20 protein-coding genes and 1 pseudogene are annotated in these 16,025 nt (G+C 61.2%); 7 read left to right on the plus strand and 14 right to left on the minus strand.

What is annotated here, in order from left to right:
- Positions 1–5 precede the first annotated feature (5 nt).
- Positions 6–1,094, minus strand: coding sequence for an adenylate/guanylate cyclase domain-containing protein (locus ATY78_RS19050; protein WP_088683874.1), 1,089 nt, complete (start codon positions 1,092–1,094; stop codon positions 6–8).
- 302 nt (positions 1,095–1,396) lie between these two features.
- On the minus strand, positions 1,397–2,851 hold the full coding sequence (locus tag ATY78_RS19060) for a cobyric acid synthase (protein ID WP_088683876.1): 1,455 nt from the start codon (positions 2,849–2,851) through the stop codon (positions 1,397–1,399).
- A gap of 685 nt (positions 2,852–3,536) precedes the next feature.
- On the opposite strand from ATY78_RS19060, the gene ATY78_RS19065 reads away from it, so the two are divergent.
- Together ATY78_RS19065 and ATY78_RS19070 are read left to right on the plus strand one after the other, a co-directional pair.
- A complete protein-coding gene (locus ATY78_RS19065) occupies positions 3,537–4,532 on the plus strand; it encodes a glycine betaine ABC transporter substrate-binding protein (RefSeq protein ID WP_088683877.1) in 996 nt (331 codons plus the stop codon).
- Positions 4,533–4,566: 34 nt separating this feature from the next.
- On the plus strand, positions 4,567–4,917 hold the full coding sequence (locus tag ATY78_RS19070; RefSeq protein ID WP_088683878.1) for a hypothetical protein: 351 nt from the start codon (positions 4,567–4,569) through the stop codon (positions 4,915–4,917).
- 96 nt (positions 4,918–5,013) lie between these two features.
- Here ATY78_RS19070 and ATY78_RS19075 read toward each other — a convergent pair whose 3' ends face one another.
- A complete protein-coding gene (locus tag ATY78_RS19075; RefSeq protein ID WP_004680588.1) occupies positions 5,014–5,169 on the minus strand; it encodes an entericidin A/B family lipoprotein in 156 nt (51 codons plus the stop codon).
- Positions 5,170–5,268: 99 nt separating this feature from the next.
- Entirely contained in the window at positions 5,269–6,210 is a 942-nt protein-coding gene (locus ATY78_RS19080) for a LysR family transcriptional regulator (RefSeq protein ID WP_190237492.1), read from the minus strand.
- A 74-nt stretch (positions 6,211–6,284) separates the two neighbouring features.
- Between ATY78_RS19080 and ATY78_RS19085 the strand changes: the two genes are divergently transcribed.
- Complete coding sequence (locus ATY78_RS19085) at positions 6,285–6,464, plus strand: hypothetical protein (RefSeq protein ID WP_088683879.1); 180 nt, start codon at positions 6,285–6,287, stop codon at positions 6,462–6,464.
- Positions 6,465–6,527: 63 nt separating this feature from the next.
- Here the strand turns inward: ATY78_RS19085 and ATY78_RS19090 are convergent, their stop codons facing one another.
- Positions 6,528–7,136, minus strand: coding sequence for a LysE/ArgO family amino acid transporter (locus tag ATY78_RS19090; RefSeq protein WP_088683880.1), 609 nt, complete (start codon positions 7,134–7,136; stop codon positions 6,528–6,530).
- A gap of 98 nt (positions 7,137–7,234) precedes the next feature.
- On the opposite strand from ATY78_RS19090, the gene ATY78_RS19095 reads away from it, so the two are divergent.
- Positions 7,235–8,128, plus strand: coding sequence for a LysR family transcriptional regulator ArgP (locus tag ATY78_RS19095; RefSeq protein WP_088683881.1), 894 nt, complete (start codon positions 7,235–7,237; stop codon positions 8,126–8,128).
- A 60-nt stretch (positions 8,129–8,188) separates the two neighbouring features.
- Here the strand turns inward: ATY78_RS19095 and ATY78_RS19100 are convergent, their stop codons facing one another.
- The 6 genes from ATY78_RS19100 to greA all read right to left on the minus strand — a co-directional run bounded on the left by ATY78_RS19100 (position 8,189) and on the right by greA (position 12,566).
- Entirely contained in the window at positions 8,189–9,733 is a 1,545-nt protein-coding gene (locus ATY78_RS19100) for a polyamine aminopropyltransferase (RefSeq protein WP_088683882.1), read from the minus strand.
- 3 nt (positions 9,734–9,736) lie between these two features.
- A complete protein-coding gene (locus tag ATY78_RS19105; protein WP_141105655.1) occupies positions 9,737–9,973 on the minus strand; it encodes a hypothetical protein in 237 nt (78 codons plus the stop codon).
- Entirely contained in the window at positions 9,970–10,623 is a 654-nt protein-coding gene (locus ATY78_RS19110; RefSeq protein ID WP_088683884.1) for a hypothetical protein, read from the minus strand. The genes ATY78_RS19105 and ATY78_RS19110 overlap by 4 nt, the downstream gene beginning before the upstream one ends.
- Positions 10,624–10,633: 10 nt before the next feature.
- Positions 10,634–11,485 carry a DUF350 domain-containing protein gene (locus ATY78_RS19115; RefSeq protein ID WP_088683885.1) on the minus strand — a complete coding sequence of 284 codons (852 nt, stop codon included), beginning with the start codon at positions 11,483–11,485 and terminating at the stop codon, positions 10,634–10,636.
- A 99-nt stretch (positions 11,486–11,584) separates the two neighbouring features.
- Positions 11,585–11,965: an adenosylmethionine decarboxylase gene (gene speD, locus ATY78_RS19120; protein ID WP_088683886.1), complete on the minus strand. Its 381-nt coding sequence runs from the start codon at positions 11,963–11,965 to the stop codon at positions 11,585–11,587.
- Positions 11,966–12,083: 118 nt separating this feature from the next.
- On the minus strand, positions 12,084–12,566 hold the full coding sequence (gene greA / locus ATY78_RS19125) for a transcription elongation factor GreA (RefSeq protein ID WP_088683887.1): 483 nt from the start codon (positions 12,564–12,566) through the stop codon (positions 12,084–12,086).
- Positions 12,567–12,790: 224 nt separating this feature from the next.
- On the opposite strand from greA, the gene ATY78_RS19130 reads away from it, so the two are divergent.
- Positions 12,791–13,510 carry an MgtC/SapB family protein gene (locus tag ATY78_RS19130; RefSeq protein WP_088683888.1) on the plus strand — a complete coding sequence of 240 codons (720 nt, stop codon included), beginning with the start codon at positions 12,791–12,793 and terminating at the stop codon, positions 13,508–13,510.
- 23 nt (positions 13,511–13,533) lie between these two features.
- Here the strand turns inward: ATY78_RS19130 and ATY78_RS19135 are convergent, their stop codons facing one another.
- Entirely contained in the window at positions 13,534–13,713 is a 180-nt protein-coding gene (locus ATY78_RS19135; protein WP_088683889.1) for a DUF3008 family protein, read from the minus strand.
- Positions 13,714–13,802: 89 nt separating this feature from the next.
- A complete protein-coding gene (locus ATY78_RS19140) occupies positions 13,803–14,036 on the minus strand; it encodes a DUF2171 domain-containing protein (RefSeq protein WP_088683890.1) in 234 nt (77 codons plus the stop codon).
- Positions 14,037–14,281: 245 nt separating this feature from the next.
- Between ATY78_RS19140 and ATY78_RS19145 the strand changes: the two genes are divergently transcribed.
- Both ATY78_RS19145 and ATY78_RS19150 read left to right on the plus strand, forming a co-directional pair.
- On the plus strand, positions 14,282–14,482 hold the full coding sequence (locus ATY78_RS19145) for a hypothetical protein (RefSeq protein WP_088683891.1): 201 nt from the start codon (positions 14,282–14,284) through the stop codon (positions 14,480–14,482).
- Between the two features lie 294 nt (positions 14,483–14,776).
- Positions 14,777–15,796, plus strand: a complete 1,020-nt coding sequence (locus tag ATY78_RS19150; RefSeq protein ID WP_088683892.1) for a GlxA family transcriptional regulator — start codon at positions 14,777–14,779, stop codon at positions 15,794–15,796.
- A gap of 59 nt (positions 15,797–15,855) precedes the next feature.
- On the opposite strand, the pseudogene ATY78_RS28255 reads toward ATY78_RS19150, so the two are convergent.
- Positions 15,856–16,025, minus strand: a pseudogene (locus tag ATY78_RS28255) (IS4 family transposase); the annotation flags it as partial.

The following is a 16,025-nucleotide window of genomic DNA, read 5'->3' on the forward strand; positions in this document are numbered from 1 at the left end:
GGCCACTACGATGCTGTGTCAGCGAGCCTGTAAACGTCGGCCTTCTTCGAAACGCCGCGCAGCTCGAACGAGCCGAGATGCTCGCAAGGCGCGGCGCAGGTCGCCGCGAAGCTCTCCGACATCAGGAGCGGCTGCTCGAGCGTGCCGCAGAGCTTTTCAAGCCGCGAAGCCTCGTTGACGGCCCTGCCGATCACCGTGAAATCCAGCCTGCCGTGAGCGCCGACATTGCCGTAGAAAACCTCGCCGAGATGCAGCACGACGTCGACCCCGATATCGGGGCCGCCATTGCCCGTCCGCTCGCGATTGAGCGCGTCGGTTGCCTTCAGGAGATTCTGCGCTGAAGCAAGCGCCGCCGTGCAGGCCTTTTGCGGGTCGTCGGCATCCGTCGGGAAGATCGCCAGCACGCTGTCGCCCATGAACTTCAGGATCTCGCCGGAATTTTCCTCGACATGCCGGTCGATCAGCTCGAAATGCTCGTTGAGAAAACCGACGATCTCCTCGGGCTGATAGACCTCAGTCAGCGCCGTGAAATTCCTGAGATCCGCAATGAGGATCGCGGCGTTGATCGAACCACCCGTTCCCCTCTGGGTTTCGCCGGCAAGGATGCGCGCGCTCGTCCTGGCGCCGGTATAGACCGCCAGGATTTCGGTCGCGGTGTTCGATGCCGCCACCCGGTAGGCCGCTAGCCCGAGCGCCGGGAAAAACCCCTCGATGACTGCCAGCTGTTCATCGGAAAATCCGTCCGGCGCGTCGCTCGTCAGCGAAAAACCGAGCCCGCGCAGCGCAACCTCCTTCGGGAATTCGCAAAGGTTGATCACGTGGTCCGTACCACCGGCAAGCGCGAATTCGCGAAGCTCGGCATATTGCAGGCCCTCGCCCTTTGCCAGGTTCCACCGCCCCGTATTCTCGCCTCGGTTCAAAAGGTAGAATATCGGCGTGTTCTCGAAGTTGCGCTGCGTCTCGCTGCCGTGTCCGGCCGTCTCGATGATCGTGACGCCGCCCCTGACGAAATTGGCCGCGATGCCGCGATACATCGGATGAATGGACGGCATCCTGATGCTCGCCCGCCAGATCGGAAACCCTTCCGCGATCAGCCTGTCGCACAGACCGGTGACGAGATCGCCAATATGCTCGCTGGTGATTCCATGCTCGATAAGCCACTGAATATGATCGTTAATTTTGGAAACCTCCGCATGGGGATGGAGAACCGGGAATGGGCGTCGCCTAGCCGCGCATACTACTTATTAGCCTGCTTCGCATTGCGATACTACTCTCGCGTGAATGACGTGATGAAGTTGGACCCGCATATAGGTATCTGCCGTGTGGCCCCCTCATCTGCCTGCCGGCACGCCTTTCATTGCCTTACACTCAGCAAATTCTTCCCACCCTCCAGCATCTAACCCAACAACTCCCCCAACCACCACGCATCCAGGCATCGCTCCAGTTCCCCGGCAACCTCATCCAGCGCCCGCTCCACGCTCTCACGATAATTCCCATGTCGGCCGGAAAGCCCGAAGCTCTCCAGCAGCCGCGCACGATAAGCATCACTGCTGAAGAGCCCGTGCAGATAGGTGCCCATGATCCGCCCGTCCGCCGAAACCGCGCCGTCGGGCACCCCATCGACGATCGCCGAAGGCCGATCGCAATCCGGGCCGCGGGTGATGCCGAGGTGGATCTGGTAGCCGGAAAGCGGCGTGTCATATTCGGTCGAGCGGGCATGGCTGTTGCGCACGGTCTTCTCCGGCGCCATCTCGGTTTCGACATCGAGAAGCCCGAGCCCCGGCGTTTCCTGCCTCCCGCCCTCGATCCCAAGCGGGTCATGCACCATGCGGCCGAGCATCTGATAGCCGCCGCAGATGCCGATCACCCGGCCGCCGCGCCGGACATGCGCGTCGAGATCGCGGTCCCAGCCTTGGGCCCTGAAATCGGCAAGATCCGATATCGTCGATTTCGAGCCGGGAAGCACGACGAGTCCGGCATCGGCAGGCAGCCGTTCGCCCGCCCGCACGAAGGTGAGCTCGACATCCGGCTCCGCCCTCAGCGGATCGAAATCGTCGAAATTGGCGATGCGCGGCAGCACCGGCACGGCGACCTTCAGTGCGCCGGTCCCGCCCCTTGCCAGCCGTTCGAGCACGACCGAATCCTCGGCCGGCAGGCGCGCGGCACCCGACAGCCACGGCACGACGCCGAAGCACGGCCAGCCGGTGAAGCCTTCGATGGCGCGGATGCCGTCGTCGAACAGCGAGACGTCGCCGCGGAACTTGTTGATGATATAGCCCGAAATCATCGCCCGGTCGGCTTCGTCGAGGATCGCATGCGTGCCGACGAGCGAGGCGATGACGCCGCCGCGGTCGATATCGCCGACGAGCACGACAGGCACATCAGCCCGCGTCGCAAAGCCCATATTGGCGATATCGCCGGCCCTGAGATTGATCTCGGCCGGCGATCCCGCGCCCTCGACGATGACGAGATCGGCGCCTTCGGCCACCTTTTCGAAGCTTGCGAGAACCGCGCCGAGCAACTGCGGTTTCAGCCGCTGATAACCCCGCCCCTTCGCCTGGCCGAACACCCTGCCCTGCACGATGATCTGGCTGCCGTTTTCCGATTGCGGCTTCAAGAGCACCGGGTTCATGTGCACCGAGGACCGCGTGCGCGCGGCAAGCGACTGCAGCCATTGCGCCCGGCCGATCTCGCCGCCGTCATCGGCGACCGCCGCATTGTTCGACATGTTCTGCGGCTTGAACGGCCGGACGGCGAGCCCGCGATTGGCCGCCAGCCGGCAGAGGCCGGCGACCAGCACCGTCTTGCCGACATCCGAGCCGGTTCCCTGCAGCATGATCGCTCTTGCCATTGGCATCAGCCTTTCCCGAGAGCATCGTCCTTTCTGCGCTTCCGTGAAAAGCTGAACCGCTCTAGCCCGAGGCCTACAAGGGTAAAAATCCCGGGTCAAGCTCCGGCAGAAAACGCGAAAACCGCGCATGGCCTTGGCTCTGCGCGGTTTGCCGAAAACTCTGGCGTCTTCACCCTCTACACGGCGAAGCTCGCTTTCTCCGGTACGCACTACCTGAACCGAAGAAGCAGCGGTTGTTCCCGCTGCGACCCCACTGATAACGGCACATTCTTACCGGAGAGTTATTGAAGGCTTACGCAAATATTAATTTCGACTTTTTTTGACATTCCCGGCGAAATTTCTGCCGAAGGCCCGCCGGCAGTCGCGAACAGCGTGTGTTTCCATCGAAGGCGCCATTTTCGGGCTGCTGACATAAATTCTTCGAATTCAAGCATTTAGTCGCGCAACCATGGGCAGAAGATAGTTGATTTCTGCGGGCGAACGCGTAGGGTTGGTCAAAATGCGCCATTGTTGAACATGACCTGCGACGCGCTGCCGAAGCCGTAGTGATAAACGGCGTCCATGAAACGGAGGACCTGTTGGGGCACCGCTCCGCAAGCATTCTTCCTTTCGGGCGCCGGAAAGATCTTTGACGATTTTTTGAGACCCGGCCGCGCGTTCGAGCAAGAAAATTCGGGGAACGACGATGAAGACGCTTCTGATTTCGGCCGTCTTTGCCGCGGCTTTGTCCGTCGCCGCGCCGGCTGCGGCCGCCGAATGCGGCCAGGTTTCGATCGCCGAGATGAAATGGGCCTCGGCCGGCATTGCGGCGAACTTCGACAAGATTATCCTGGAAAAGGGCTATGGCTGCTCCGTCACCATCGTCGACGGCGACACGCTGCCGACCTTCGCCTCAATGAACGAGAAAGGCACGCCCGACATCGCGTCCGAATATTGGATCAATTCGGTGAGGGCGCTGCTCGATCAGGCCGTCAAAACCGGCCGGTTGGTGCAGGGCGCCGAGATCCTTGCCGATGGCGCCGTGGAAGGCTGGTTCATCCCGAAATTCATCGCCGACGCCAATCCCGACATTCGCTCGGTCGAGGATGCCCTGAGACATCCCGAGCTTTTCCCGGCCGAGGACGATACGGCCAAGGGCGCGATCTATAACTGCCCGGCCGATTGGAGCTGCCACATATCGACCACCAACCTCTTCCACGCGCTGGCAGCCGACAAGAAGGGCTTCGAGCTCGTCGAGACCGGCAGCCCGGAACGGCTCGACGCGTCGATCGCCCGCGCCTTCGACAACAAGGTCGGCTGGCTCGGTTATTACTGGGCGCCGACCGCCGTGCTCGGCAAATACGACATGACGCGCCTGAGCTTCGGCGTCGGTCACGACAAGAAGGAATGGGACGCCTGCACCGCGGTTGCCGGCTGCGCCAGGCCTCAACTCAATTCCTACCCGGTCTCGCGTGCGTTCACACTGATGACCCGGTCCTTCGCCAGCCGCGCCGGGCCTGTCACCACCTATCTCAAGACCCGCAAATGGGACAATGCGACGATTAACCAGGTGCTCGCCTGGCAGGACGAAAACCGCGAAAGCAACGAGAACGCCGCGATCCATTTCCTGCGCAATTACGAGAGCCTGTGGACGAAATGGGTGCCGGCCGATGTAGCCGAGAAGGTCAAGGCGAGCTTATAACGGCGAGAGACGATCAACGACCGGACGATTCGAAATGACTGGCACCGTTCCCTTTCCCGACCGCGATACCGTTGCGGAAAAGCTTGCAGCGCTGTCGGACGCCGACAAATCCTTCCTGACGCTGCTGATGGAAAACGTCGCCCAGGACGACAATCTGCTCGATGGCCTGCGCCGCCACCTCGATCTCGCCGCGCAATCACCCTTCCTGAACTCGCTGAAACTCGAAAATCTCGGCTTGTGGATCGGCGCCCAGGCGCCGGACCGCCTGCAGATCCGGTTGACGGAAACGGCCCGCTCCAGCCAGCATCCTGCCTACCAGGCCTTCCGGACCGGCCTCAGCCGATCCGGCGGCCTCGAAAAGGCATATCCCCCGGCCACCCGATAGGGTGGTCCGTCCCCGGCCACCCGATAGGGTGGTCCGGCCCCGGCCGTCCTCTATGACGATCCGGTTCCTAAATCTCAGCCAGCCTCTCAGCCACGATTACTTCTTCGCAGCGCGATCCACTGAGCGGCCGGCGTCCTGCGTGGCGTTGACGGCGTTCGCCGTATCTTTTCCCATGCCGCGGATCGTGTTGCCGCAGGAGGAAAGAGCGAGAAGAACCATGAAGGCTGCGGCAATTTTGGCCGTTGTCGTCATTTCGAATATCCTTGTTTGAAATCAACCCCGAACGGCACTCATGCCATCCGCGCCCATAACGCACAAGGGACGAAAAAGTTCACGGGCGGAAAGCAATGCTCAGGCGGCGACCGCCTTCGCTCTTTCGGCAAAAGCGTCGCGGATGCTGTCGGCCACCGTCTCGATCGGCCCGGACATCTGCGAGGCGGTCAGCAGCCGGATATCGAAGGAGCCGAGCTCCGGCAGCCCTTCCTGCAGGCCGAGGATCGCCATGTCTTCGCTGACATAGGAGAGCGGCAGCGGCGCGATGGCGAGATCGGAGAGTACGGCGGCGCGCTGCGCCATCGTATGGCCGCTGAGATAGGCGACGCGATAGGGCCGCTTGTTGCGTTCGAGCTGAGCAAGCGCCTCCTGGCGCCAGATGCAGCCATCCTCCCAGATCGAGATCGGCAGGGGATCGCGCCGATGGGCCGAACCGCACCGTGCGCCGGCCCAGACCAGCCGCTCGCGGAACACCACCTCGCCACCGGTCGGGAACGGCCGCGTCGCGCAATTGATCAGCGCCAGGTCGAGCCGCTGCTCCTCCATGCGCTTCTTCAGCCCGACGCTCATGTCGATCGTCACGTCGACCATGATGCCGGGATAGCTTTCGGCAAAGCTCTTGAGGATTCTCGGCAGCAGCCGCTCGCCGATATCCTCCGGCGCGCCGAGCCTGACGACACCTGTCAGTTCCGGCATGATGAAGCGTGACACCGCCTCGTTCGAAAGCGCCAGGATGTTGCGGGCATAGGAAAGCAGCATCTCGCCGTGCCGCGTCAGCGATACCGAGCGGGCGTCGCGTAAAAACAGCGTCGCGCCGAGCTGTTCCTCGAGCTTCTTGATCTGCATGGAGACCGCCGACGGCGTGCGGAAAACCGCTTCGGCGGCGGTGGAAAAATTGCCTGTCTCGGCGATGGCGACGAAGGTGCGCAGCACATCGTTGTCAAGCAAAGGAATGGGACGGCGAAAGGGAAGGCTCATCGTCGCATCTTTCAATTTTTCTGATTTATAACGCCATATCATTTTGTTTGATTGAATGTCAATGCGCCTCCATATTTCGAGCTGTCGGAAGCTTGATGCAGCAAAGGAGGCCCGACATGTCACACACAATCATCTGGAATATCATACAGGCGCTTTCCGCATTCAAGTCGCGCAGGCGCAGGTACGCCAATTACGAAGAGGCGCTGCGGCAGATAAAGCGTTTTCCGCCGCATCTGCTGGCCGATGTCCGCGGAGATGATCCGTTCCTCTGCCCTTCGACCGCCGAATTCCTTTGAAGGCGCGCCATGTCGCTGGCGTGCCAAATCGAGCACCGCAGGCGGCTGAAGTATCCGCCCTGATCACATCCCGCCCAGCAGCTTGAACGCGATGATCCACATCGTAAAAGCGACGAGCGTTTCCAGCATCCGCCAGGACGACGGCTTGGAGAAGATCGGCCGCAGCCGCGTCGCGCCGTAGCCGAGGGCAAAGAAGAACAGGAAGGAGCCGGTCACAGCGCCTGCGGCGAAGGCAGCCTGCTGTCCGGGATAGCGCGTCGAGATCGTGCCGAGCAGCACGACCGTGTCGAGATAGACATGCGGATTGAGCCAGGTCAGTGCGAGGCAGGTCGCGAGCGTCTGCCGAAAACTCGCCGTTGTCGCCTCCGTCACCGTCAGCGCGGCGTTCGAGCGAAAGGCGGAATAGAGGCTTTTGGCGCCGTACCAGGCCAGAAACACCGCTCCTCCATAGCGCATGACAGGATCGAGCCAGGGCAGCAGCGTGGCGATCTGCTGGAGGCTGGTGACGCCGAGCAGGATCAGCGCCGCATCGGAGAGCGCGCAGGTAAGGCAGACGGCGAAGACATGTTCGTTGCGCAGGCCCTGGCGAAGGATGAAGGCGTTCTGCGCCCCGATCGCGACAATCAGGCTGAGGCCCATCATCAGGCCGGTAATATAGATCGAAAAACTCATCTCTTCGGCAAATGCCCCTTATCTCGATAAGTTGCGGTATCGCCAACAACTAATTTAGGCTACTTAATCTGGATTACCCTGATTAAGTGAAACTAATCATGCTCGATTACCCTGCCTTGCGCGCCGTCGCGACCGTCGTCCAGACCGGCAGCTTCGAACGCGCCGCAGCTGTCCTGAATGTGACGCCTTCTGCCGTTTCGCAGCGCGTCAAGCAGCTCGAAGAGCGCCTCGGCGTCGTCCTGATCGTCAGAGGCAGCCCCTGCACGGCCACCGAAAAGGGAGACTGGCTCTGCCGGCACATGGAGAATGTCGGCATGCTCGAAGCCGAGCTCCTCGGACAGTTGCCGGCCCTCGTCGATCCCGACGAGCCGCGCCAAAGGGTGACGCTGCAGATCGCGACCAACGCCGACAGCCTCGGCACATGGTTCGTGGAGGCGATATCGAACTTCGCCAGGAACTCTTCCTATCTCCTGAACATTGCCGTCGACGACCAGGACCACACCGCCGAATGGCTGCAGCGCGGCCGCGTGATCGCGGCCGTCACCAGCCTGGAAAAGCCGGTCCGGGGATGCCGGCGTTTCGCGCTCGGCACGCTGCGCTATCACGCCACGGCCACCCCCGAATTCGTCGCGCGCCACTTTCCGCAGGGCGTCACATCAGAGGCGATCCGCAACGCCCCGGCGCTGACCTTCAATCAGAAGGACAGGCTGCAGAGCGACTGGATACGCAGAACTTTCGGCCGCGACCTCGATTACCCCACCCACTGGCTGCCATCGCCGCAGAGTTTCGTCGAGGCGAGCCTTTCCGGCATGTGCTGGGGCATGAACCCGATCCAGCTCACCCGCGAGCATCTGGCGTCGGGACGGCTGGTGGAACTCGTTCCCGGCACGCCGCTCGACGTGCCCCTCTACTGGCAGATAAACCGGCTTGCCGCCGACCGCCTTGCGGATCTGACGCGCGAAGTCGTCGCGGTGGCAAAGCGCAATCTCTGACGCATCAAAGCAGCATCCTCGCGCCTCCGTGGCGCTGTACCGGCATGAGGCGCAACCTCGTCAGCGATAATGCTCCCAGCCCGCCAGGTAATAATCGAGGATGACAGGCCGATCGAGCGTGCTGATGCTGAAATTCTCCCTGGCGATATCCTTATCGAATTCAAAATACGTCTTCACGCCGTCCGGCTGCAGAAAGCGCGTCTCCACGGAGAGTTCAGGCTTTGCCATATTAAGCCTGGCGTCGCTTGCAAGCACGAAGCCCCACTCCCCGAAGGACGGCACATTGACATGGTAAGGGTAGATATTGGCAAAGCCGCCTGCCCTCACAGTGTCCGCAATGCTCCAGAAAGCGCGCGGCGCATAATATGGGCTGGTCGCCTGCGTGACGAACACGCCGCCCGCCGCAAGGCTACGATGCACCAGCTGATAGAATTGCTTCGAATAGAGCCTTGCGAGCGCGTTGTTGTTGGGATCGGGCAGATCGGCGATCACCATGTCGAATGGCTCGGCATTCTCCTGCAGATAGCCGAAGGCATCGGCGAAGACGATCTTCACTTTCGGCGAGCGCAGGCTGTTGCCGTTGAGCGCGCTGACATAGGGATTGTCTTGAGCGAGCGCGATCATGCGCGGATCGAGATCGACGATCACGATTTGCTGGAGATCGGGATATTTGAGCAATTCCCGGGCAGCCATGCCGTCGCCGGCGCCGAGCAGAAGCACACGCCGCGGCGCGGCGGAGCGCAACGAGATCGGCACATGCACCAGCGCTTCATGATAGCGATATTCGTCGACCGAGGAGAATTGCAGGTTGCCGTCGAGATAAAGGCGCAGGTCGTCCCTGTCCCGCGTCAGCACGATCCGCTGAAAGCGCGTCTGCTCGGCATGGACGATCCTGTCCTCGTAGAGCGCCTGATCCCAATAGTTGAGAAAATAATGCGACAACAGGATCATCGCGGTCAGCAGGCCGGTGAGCGCGACCGTCAGCCGCATGAGCCTGCCGGCGCCGATTTCCGCCCCGAAGACACGCAGCATCGCAAAACCGATCGACATATTGGCGAAGCCGAACAGCAGCGACGATTGATAGATGCCGAAAAAGGGCAGCAGGACGAAGGGAAAGGCGATCGTCGCCACCAGCGCCCCGAAATAATCGAAGGACAGGATGTTGGCGATATTGACCTTGAGCGGGTTGTAGCGATCCATCAGTCGCGTCAGGAACGGGATTTCCAAGCCGATCAGCATGCCGATGGCGATGGTCAGGAACAGGTAGGCGTGAATGAACAGGCCGGTCCAGGCATAGGCGAAATAGAGGATCGGGATGCTGAGGCCGCCAAGCCCGGCCAGCGCCAGCTCGATTGCGACGAAACGCGCCAGGATGTCCCGGTCGATGAATTTCGAAAGATAGGTCCCGACACCCATCGAGGCCATGTAGATCCCGATGGTCAGCGAGAAGAACTTGACGCTGTCCCCTAAGAAATAGGAGGCGGTGGTGGCGATCAGAAGTTCGTAGATGATCGAGCAAAGGCCGGAGATGAAAGCCGAAAAGATCAGCGCCGCGATCTGTCTGCGGTTGCCGCTTCCGGTCCGGTCCGTCGCTTCTTCCGACATCGGCTACTTGCCGCTTTCCGGCCCGCCGCCCAGCAGGTGCGCGCCGCCGGCGCTGCCCGACCGGTTGCTGCGCTCCTGGTAGACTTCGACCTGGCTGGAATACCAGGCCGAGGCCGGCACGTGAAAGCCGCGGTGACCGGCATAGCCGTAGCCGTGAAGCGCCATGTAAAAGAGCATGACGTAGAGGAATGCCAGCGCAGCAGTCACGATGCAGAGCACGTTTCGAGTTCTCGCGTTCATGAACTTTTGCTCATTCTTCTGATTTTTTGCAAAACTGCACCGATCACCAAAGTCAGGATGCCGAAGAGCGTATGAGGTATGCTGCTCGCATAGGGCATAGTGACGGTCACGAATATGTGGTCGGGCCGAAAATTACCCTGGGTTCTGATATTGAAGTAGTATGTGCCGCTTTGAGGAATTGTGAGCTTCATCTCCGAGCTCTTCTCGGTCTCATCCCAAAAGCCCTCGTCGTCCCTTCCCGTCTCGTGCCAGAGCTCCTGGCCGAATGAGAGCAGGTAATCCTGTTCCTCGTCCAGCAACTCGGCCTCGACAAAGCACCAGGTATTGAGAGCGGGCTGCGCGATGCTCATCTCCACCTTGACCACCTGGCCGGGCCTGTCGATCGTGAAGGGACCGATCAAGGCATAGTTATTGGCGGCATATTCCTCTCCGGGTTCGAGCGGCTCCACCTCCTCGGCAACGGGCTGAGGACGAAACGACACTGCGCCGTTATAGAGCGTTGCTACGGGTTCACTGAACTTCAAGGCGGTGATCAGGCTGAGCACGCCGAAGAAGAAGAAAACCGCCACCAGATAGCCGAGCTGGATCTTGTCGTCCTCAGCGGGCAGCCGAAATTCTGATTGGTATTTCCGTGAAAAATCCGTCCGCACAGCGCCGCCTTCAAATCAGGAAAGCAAGCACGACGGCAAAACACACAGCCATCGTCGCTTCCAGCAGACCTGCCCCGACATTGGCGTCCAACCGGATCTCGCCGCCGAGCGACTGACCGGGAATGGTCATCCGGTCCATCACCAGCCGCAGGATCGGCAGGAAGACGAAGGCAGCGACATCGGCGATGAAGAACTCGGTCAGATCTTTTCCCCAGTCGACGAAGTTTCCGGCCGAAGCGTTCATGATGATGATCGCGAGCGCGACGAGATGACCGGCGAAAGCGACGCCGCTGGCGACGTTCCTGCCGCGCAGCGCTTCATGAATGTCATAAGGCAGGAGCCGCTCGTAGACGAGCGTGAACAGCAACAGCGACAACTGGCCGAGCACGAAGAAGACGATGACCGACAACAGGCCGCCGCCCTCGCCCGATATCGAGCCTGCTATGACCAAGCCGGTTGCGATATAGGCCCCGCAATGTACGGCCCCGACGCCGATGTTCTTCTCGTTGACCAGTTGGTGGGTATCGTCGAACTTGCGCAGCACCGCCCGATCGCTGAACCAGCGCGCGAGATTGAGCAGGCCGATACCGAGCAGCGAATAGCCGCCAACGACGACGAGGTCGTGGACGAGGCCGCCTGCCGGTCCGTAGAGCGCCGCGACATAAATGGCTGCGGTTGCAAGATAATAGCCGGACATGGAAAGCCCGACGGCGAGATTGTCGTTCCGCGCAAGCTCCTCGTCGAGTTTATAGGAGACCGCCAGATCCTTGAACCATTTCGCGGTCAGGATGAGAGCGAGATAAAGGAGGATGAAGGCCGGCGCCCGGACGATATCGTCCACCGCAAGTCCTCGGAAATCCATGTCAGCGTCCTGCGGAGGTTGAAAATAGGAGGGATGAAAACGTGTATTCTTTGCCTGGTGCGGCTTCAATAGTAAAAGCGCAACTTTCACATGTAAAAATCAGTATCGCCGGCCGCGCTCCACGGTCGCAACCGTTGCGTGGGACGGCCTGAAACTGGTCTTCAGCGGTTCGATCGCATCCTCCGCCCGGCAAGCTCCGCAGAGAAAAATATCGAGCGCTGCATATCCCGTCTCGGGCCACGTGTGGATGCTGATATGCGATTCAGCCAGGAGGGCGACCCCGGTAATGCCTCCACCGGCGCCGAACTGATGCAGCCGCGTTTCCAGGACCGTCGCGCCGCAGGCCTCGGCAGCGCCACGCATCGCCGCCTCTATGAAGGCCACATCTTGCAGCCCTCGCGCACCCCAAAAATCGAGCAGGACGTGGGTGCCTGGCGGATAATCCGTCTTGCCAGGCGCATCGGATGTCTTGAAGGGCATGCAAGTTCCCGTTGATATTGGAACTCCTGCATATCTCCACCCGGGATAGCCACGCTAGTGCCAATTCCAACCATGGGCATTTTGTGCCGCGACGACATGCTTCGGCGCGATCGTGCGCTCAAGCGATGGCGATGATTTCCAGCTCCTGGCCGCCGGACTCCACCACGTCGCCCACAGCCTTGCCCATCAGAAGCCGCGCCACCGGCGAAACGTAGGAGATCGATCCGGCCTTGGGGTCGGCTTCGTCTTCGCCGACGATGCGATAGGTCTGCACGCGCCCGTCGTCGCGGCCGAAGGTTACGGTGCTGCCGAATGCCACGGCGTCCGTGGACGCGGGTTCAGGCATCAGCTGGGCGCTGCGGAGTCTTGCCGCGAGATACCGCAGATCGCGCAAGGGGCCGGCCGCCTGCCGCCGCTTTTCGTTCACGTCGTCGATTGTGGTTGTGGCGTCATAGGCCTCTCGCGCCGCCTGGAACTGCTGCTCCAGAGCCTTTAATCCCGCTTCCGTGACGAGGTTCGGATGCGGCGAAATCGGACGGTCCGGCAGCAGGGTTTCCGAAGCGGTTTCGAAACTCTCTTCCTTGGTGAAGGCGACAGCCAATCTTGAACTCCATTGCAGGCGCTATGCGCTTATCGTCAGGGGCGATTGCCCCAATTTGGAACCATACATACACCGGCTACCGATAAACCGCCAACTTTGCGGCTTCCGTCTGCCGGGAACGTCCTGGCTGCCATGACGTTTATTCCCTCCAGAAGCAGCGTAGCGCAGGAGGATCGAATGCCCGGTCGGCAGCGAAGGAGCGGCAACGCAGTCAGGAACAGGCCATGCCCTCCTTCCTGACGGACGCCATGCCGCTGACGCCGAGCTGGTGGGATCTCGCCGCGCGCATCGCACTGACCGTCGTCGCCGGCGGCCTCATCGGCCTCGACCGCGAGCGCGGCGGTCATGCGGCGGGCTTCAGGACCACGATGCTGGTGGCGCTTGCCGCCTGCCTGGCGATGATCCAGGCGAACCTCCTTCTATCGACCTACGGAAAAACCTTTAGTTATTTCACGCAGATGGACGTGCTGCGCTTTCCCCTCGGCGTGCTGACGGGCGTCGGCTTCATCGGCGGCGGCGCGATTCTCAGACGCGGCGACACGATGACCGGCGTCACGACAGCCGCGACCATTTGGTTCATGACCGTCGTCGGCCTCTGCTTCGGCGGCGGCCAGATCGTGACCGGAACGATCGCAACCATGGTTGCCTTCATCGTGCTTTCGCCAATGAAACGGCTGGATACCTGGCTGCGCTGCGAACGCAAGGCGACGCTCGTCCTCTACGGGTCGAGCTCCGACATTCCCGACCTGTCGGATGTGCTTGGCCCCCTCGAATGCAGCGCGCTCTTCGGATCGCTGAAACGGACCGAAGACGGCCGCATGGGGACGACCTTCGAGCTGCGCTGGCTCGCGAAAGATCCGGACGCATCCGCCCGTGCGATCCTGGCTGCCGTCTCCGAGGCGCATGAAATCGCGGAATTCTCCATGCAGTCGACGACGACCTGATCCAAGGGAACCCTGCCCTATTTCTAAGCGTGTTCGGGTTTGCCCTTCCTCTTGGTCGAAGCGAATTCTTCGAGCTGCTTTTCGCTCATGGATTCGGCCATCTGCTTCGAAGCGCCCTTGAGCTCCTTCTTAGGCGTCTCGCCGCGTTTGGCCGAAAGCGCGGCCCCGGCAGCCTTTTGCTGGGCTTTGGATTTGGCTGGCATATCGATCTCCTTCTGAGCAAGGCGTCCGCTCCGTCAAACTACCTTCCCTTGCGGCGAAGGCTGCGGCCGGAGCCGCAGCCGATCGCGCGTCAGTTGATGGTGGCCCACTGGCTGCGGACATCCCGTGCGTTCTTCGACAGGTGAACGTGAGCATCGACATGATCGACCCAGTCGAGCGGGATAAGATGATGCTTGCCGTCCTCGGAGTCGGTCTTGGTCAGCTTGATCCGGCTGGGACCATCGAGATGATCGACCGTCCCGACATGGGTGCCGTCGGCGGTCAGAACTTCCATATGTTCACGAATCTGATCTGCGGAAATCATCGTTTCCTCCTTTGCGTCACTGGCAGTTACCAGGCCGCAACGATGGGGAGCGGAGTTGGTTCCAAGGCCCTTTGCCGCAACCCGGATTCTCCGCCGCCGGCGCACGCCGATCATTCAATCTCGTTGATGTTATCCATAAGCTCTATTCGTTTGAATGATGAGTTCCGAGAGCCCATATTTACAGCATGGACATGGAACGAACCTCCCATCGCTGCCATGTCCCGGCTCAGGAAAGGAACCGAAAAATGACCACGCTTACCTATCGGGGTCACGGTAAGACCCATACATCAGGCGAATTCCACTTTGCCCTGGCAGATTACGCCCACAAGCTGGTGCTCGCCTGGACCCGCTGGCGGACCGCCCGCGAAATCGAAGCCATGCCGTTCGACATTCGCAAGGACATCGGCTGGCCAAGCACGGACGACAGCAAACACCGGACCATGTAATGAATGCGACATTTCTTCCCCGATGAGGGCGGCGCCTGCCTCACGCAGCGCCGCCTTTTTCGTCTCCTGGCTGTCCAATTCATAGCCGCTTTCGATCCCGAATTTCCGCCGCCTGCAGGCCCATCCTCCGCCCTGTTCCCGGTTTGACGACGGTTCCGCCAGTCAAATCGCGGTCAATGTCGCATATTTGCTCTTCACGGCCGCTTTTTTCCATGCGAGTGTCGCTTTCAGGACATCGGCGCGACGCATTCCGCGCAACGAATATGTCATCGTTCCTCGAGCATGGATTTCGCTATGAACAGGATGCAGATCAAGAAGCGTTCACTGGTCTTCTTTATGGTACCGCAATTCACCATGCTGCCCTTTTCGGCGGCCGTGGACACCTTGCGCATCGCCAACCGCATGCTCGGCTATCAGGCCTATACCTGGCGGCTCGCCTCCGTCGATGGAGAGAAGGTCTATTCCTCCTGCGGCATCGGCATCGAGGCGAATTCATCGCTCGCCGAGGAGCGCCGCCATCTCGGCGGGGAAAACCGGCCCGGCATGGTGCTCGTCTGTTCCGGCATCGATATCGAGGAATTCAACAACAAGTCGGTCAATGCCTGGCTGCGCGAATGTTATAACCGCGGCGTCGCCGTCGGGTCGCTCTGTACGGGCGCGCATGTGCTGGCCCAGGCGGGCCTCCTGAACGGCAAGCGCTGCGCCATCCACTGGGAGAACCTGCCGGGCTTTTCCGAAGCCTTTCCGCAGGCGGAGGTCTATGCCGACCTCTACGAGGTCGACGGCAATCTCTACACCTGCGCCGGCGGCACCGCCTCGCTCGACATGATGCTGAACCTCATCGGCGAGGATTTCGGCGAAAGCCTGGTCAACCGCATCTGCGAACAGCACCTGACCGACCGCGTGCGCAACCCGCACGATCGCCAGCGCCTGCCGCTGCGCGCCCGCCTCGGCGTACAGAACGCCAAGGTTCTGTCGATCATCGAATTGATGGAAGGCAATCTTGCCGAGCCGCTGTCGCTGATCGAGATCGCCGATGGCGCCGGCCTCTCCCGCCGCCAGATCGAACGGCTGTTCCGTCAGGAGATGGGGCGCTCGCCGGCGCGCTACTATCTGGAAATCCGCCTCGACCGCGCCCGCCACCTGCTGGTGCAGTCCTCCATGCCCGTCGTCGAAGTCGCCGTCGCCTGCGGCTTCGTCTCGGCCTCGCATTTCTCCAAGTGTTATCGCGAACTCTACCACCGCTCGCCGCAGCAGGAACGCGCCGAGCGCAAGACCACCATGGCGACGGCACGGCAGGCGGTTGCGGCTTGAGACGCAACATCTCATCGTCATGCTCGGGCTTGTCCCACTGGTGTCCGGTTTAAATTTGGTCACCATTGGAGGCTCATCTGTTGGGGATTGGCTGGTGGGCTGCCGGCGGGTCGCAACAGGCGGTCGATCCTGCGTCGGTGCATGAGATTGGCGCGCACCAGGCGGGCGAAGGCGAGCGGGCTTGCGACGGTGGTCTGGTCTGCCTTGGCCATCTGCAGCAGCAGGTATG

The sequence above is a fragment of the Rhizobium sp. R635 genome, from assembly GCF_002211285.1.
Taxonomy (GTDB): Bacteria; Pseudomonadota; Alphaproteobacteria; order Rhizobiales; family Rhizobiaceae; genus Rhizobium.

Excerpts from the sequence above, each read along its gene's own strand:
- ATY78_RS19060 (WP_088683876.1), bottom strand. The coding sequence starts at position 2,851 with ATGGCAAGAGCGATCATGCTGCAGGGAACCGGCTCGGATGTCGGCAAG.
- ATY78_RS19065 (WP_088683877.1), top strand. The coding sequence starts at position 3,537 with ATGAAGACGCTTCTGATTTCGGCCGTCTTTGCCGCGGCTTTGTCCGTC.
- ATY78_RS19070 (WP_088683878.1), top strand. The coding sequence starts at position 4,567 with ATGACTGGCACCGTTCCCTTTCCCGACCGCGATACCGTTGCGGAAAAG.
- ATY78_RS19075 (WP_004680588.1), bottom strand. The coding sequence starts at position 5,169 with ATGACGACAACGGCCAAAATTGCCGCAGCCTTCATGGTTCTTCTCGCT.
- ATY78_RS19080 (WP_190237492.1), bottom strand. The coding sequence starts at position 6,210 with ATGATATGGCGTTATAAATCAGAAAAATTGAAAGATGCGACGATGAGC.
- ATY78_RS19085 (WP_088683879.1), top strand. The coding sequence starts at position 6,285 with ATGTCACACACAATCATCTGGAATATCATACAGGCGCTTTCCGCATTC.
- ATY78_RS19090 (WP_088683880.1), bottom strand. The coding sequence starts at position 7,136 with ATGAGTTTTTCGATCTATATTACCGGCCTGATGATGGGCCTCAGCCTG.
- ATY78_RS19095 (WP_088683881.1), top strand. The coding sequence starts at position 7,235 with ATGCTCGATTACCCTGCCTTGCGCGCCGTCGCGACCGTCGTCCAGACC.
- ATY78_RS19100 (WP_088683882.1), bottom strand. The coding sequence starts at position 9,733 with ATGTCGGAAGAAGCGACGGACCGGACCGGAAGCGGCAACCGCAGACAG.
- ATY78_RS19105 (WP_141105655.1), bottom strand. The coding sequence starts at position 9,973 with ATGAACGCGAGAACTCGAAACGTGCTCTGCATCGTGACTGCTGCGCTG.
- ATY78_RS19115 (WP_088683885.1), bottom strand. The coding sequence starts at position 11,485 with ATGGATTTCCGAGGACTTGCGGTGGACGATATCGTCCGGGCGCCGGCC.
- speD (WP_088683886.1), bottom strand. The coding sequence starts at position 11,965 with ATGCCCTTCAAGACATCCGATGCGCCTGGCAAGACGGATTATCCGCCA.
- ATY78_RS19130 (WP_088683888.1), top strand. The coding sequence starts at position 12,791 with ATGCCCTCCTTCCTGACGGACGCCATGCCGCTGACGCCGAGCTGGTGG.
- ATY78_RS19135 (WP_088683889.1), bottom strand. The coding sequence starts at position 13,713 with ATGCCAGCCAAATCCAAAGCCCAGCAAAAGGCTGCCGGGGCCGCGCTT.
- ATY78_RS19140 (WP_088683890.1), bottom strand. The coding sequence starts at position 14,036 with ATGATTTCCGCAGATCAGATTCGTGAACATATGGAAGTTCTGACCGCC.
- ATY78_RS19145 (WP_088683891.1), top strand. The coding sequence starts at position 14,282 with ATGACCACGCTTACCTATCGGGGTCACGGTAAGACCCATACATCAGGC.
- ATY78_RS19150 (WP_088683892.1), top strand. The coding sequence starts at position 14,777 with ATGAACAGGATGCAGATCAAGAAGCGTTCACTGGTCTTCTTTATGGTA.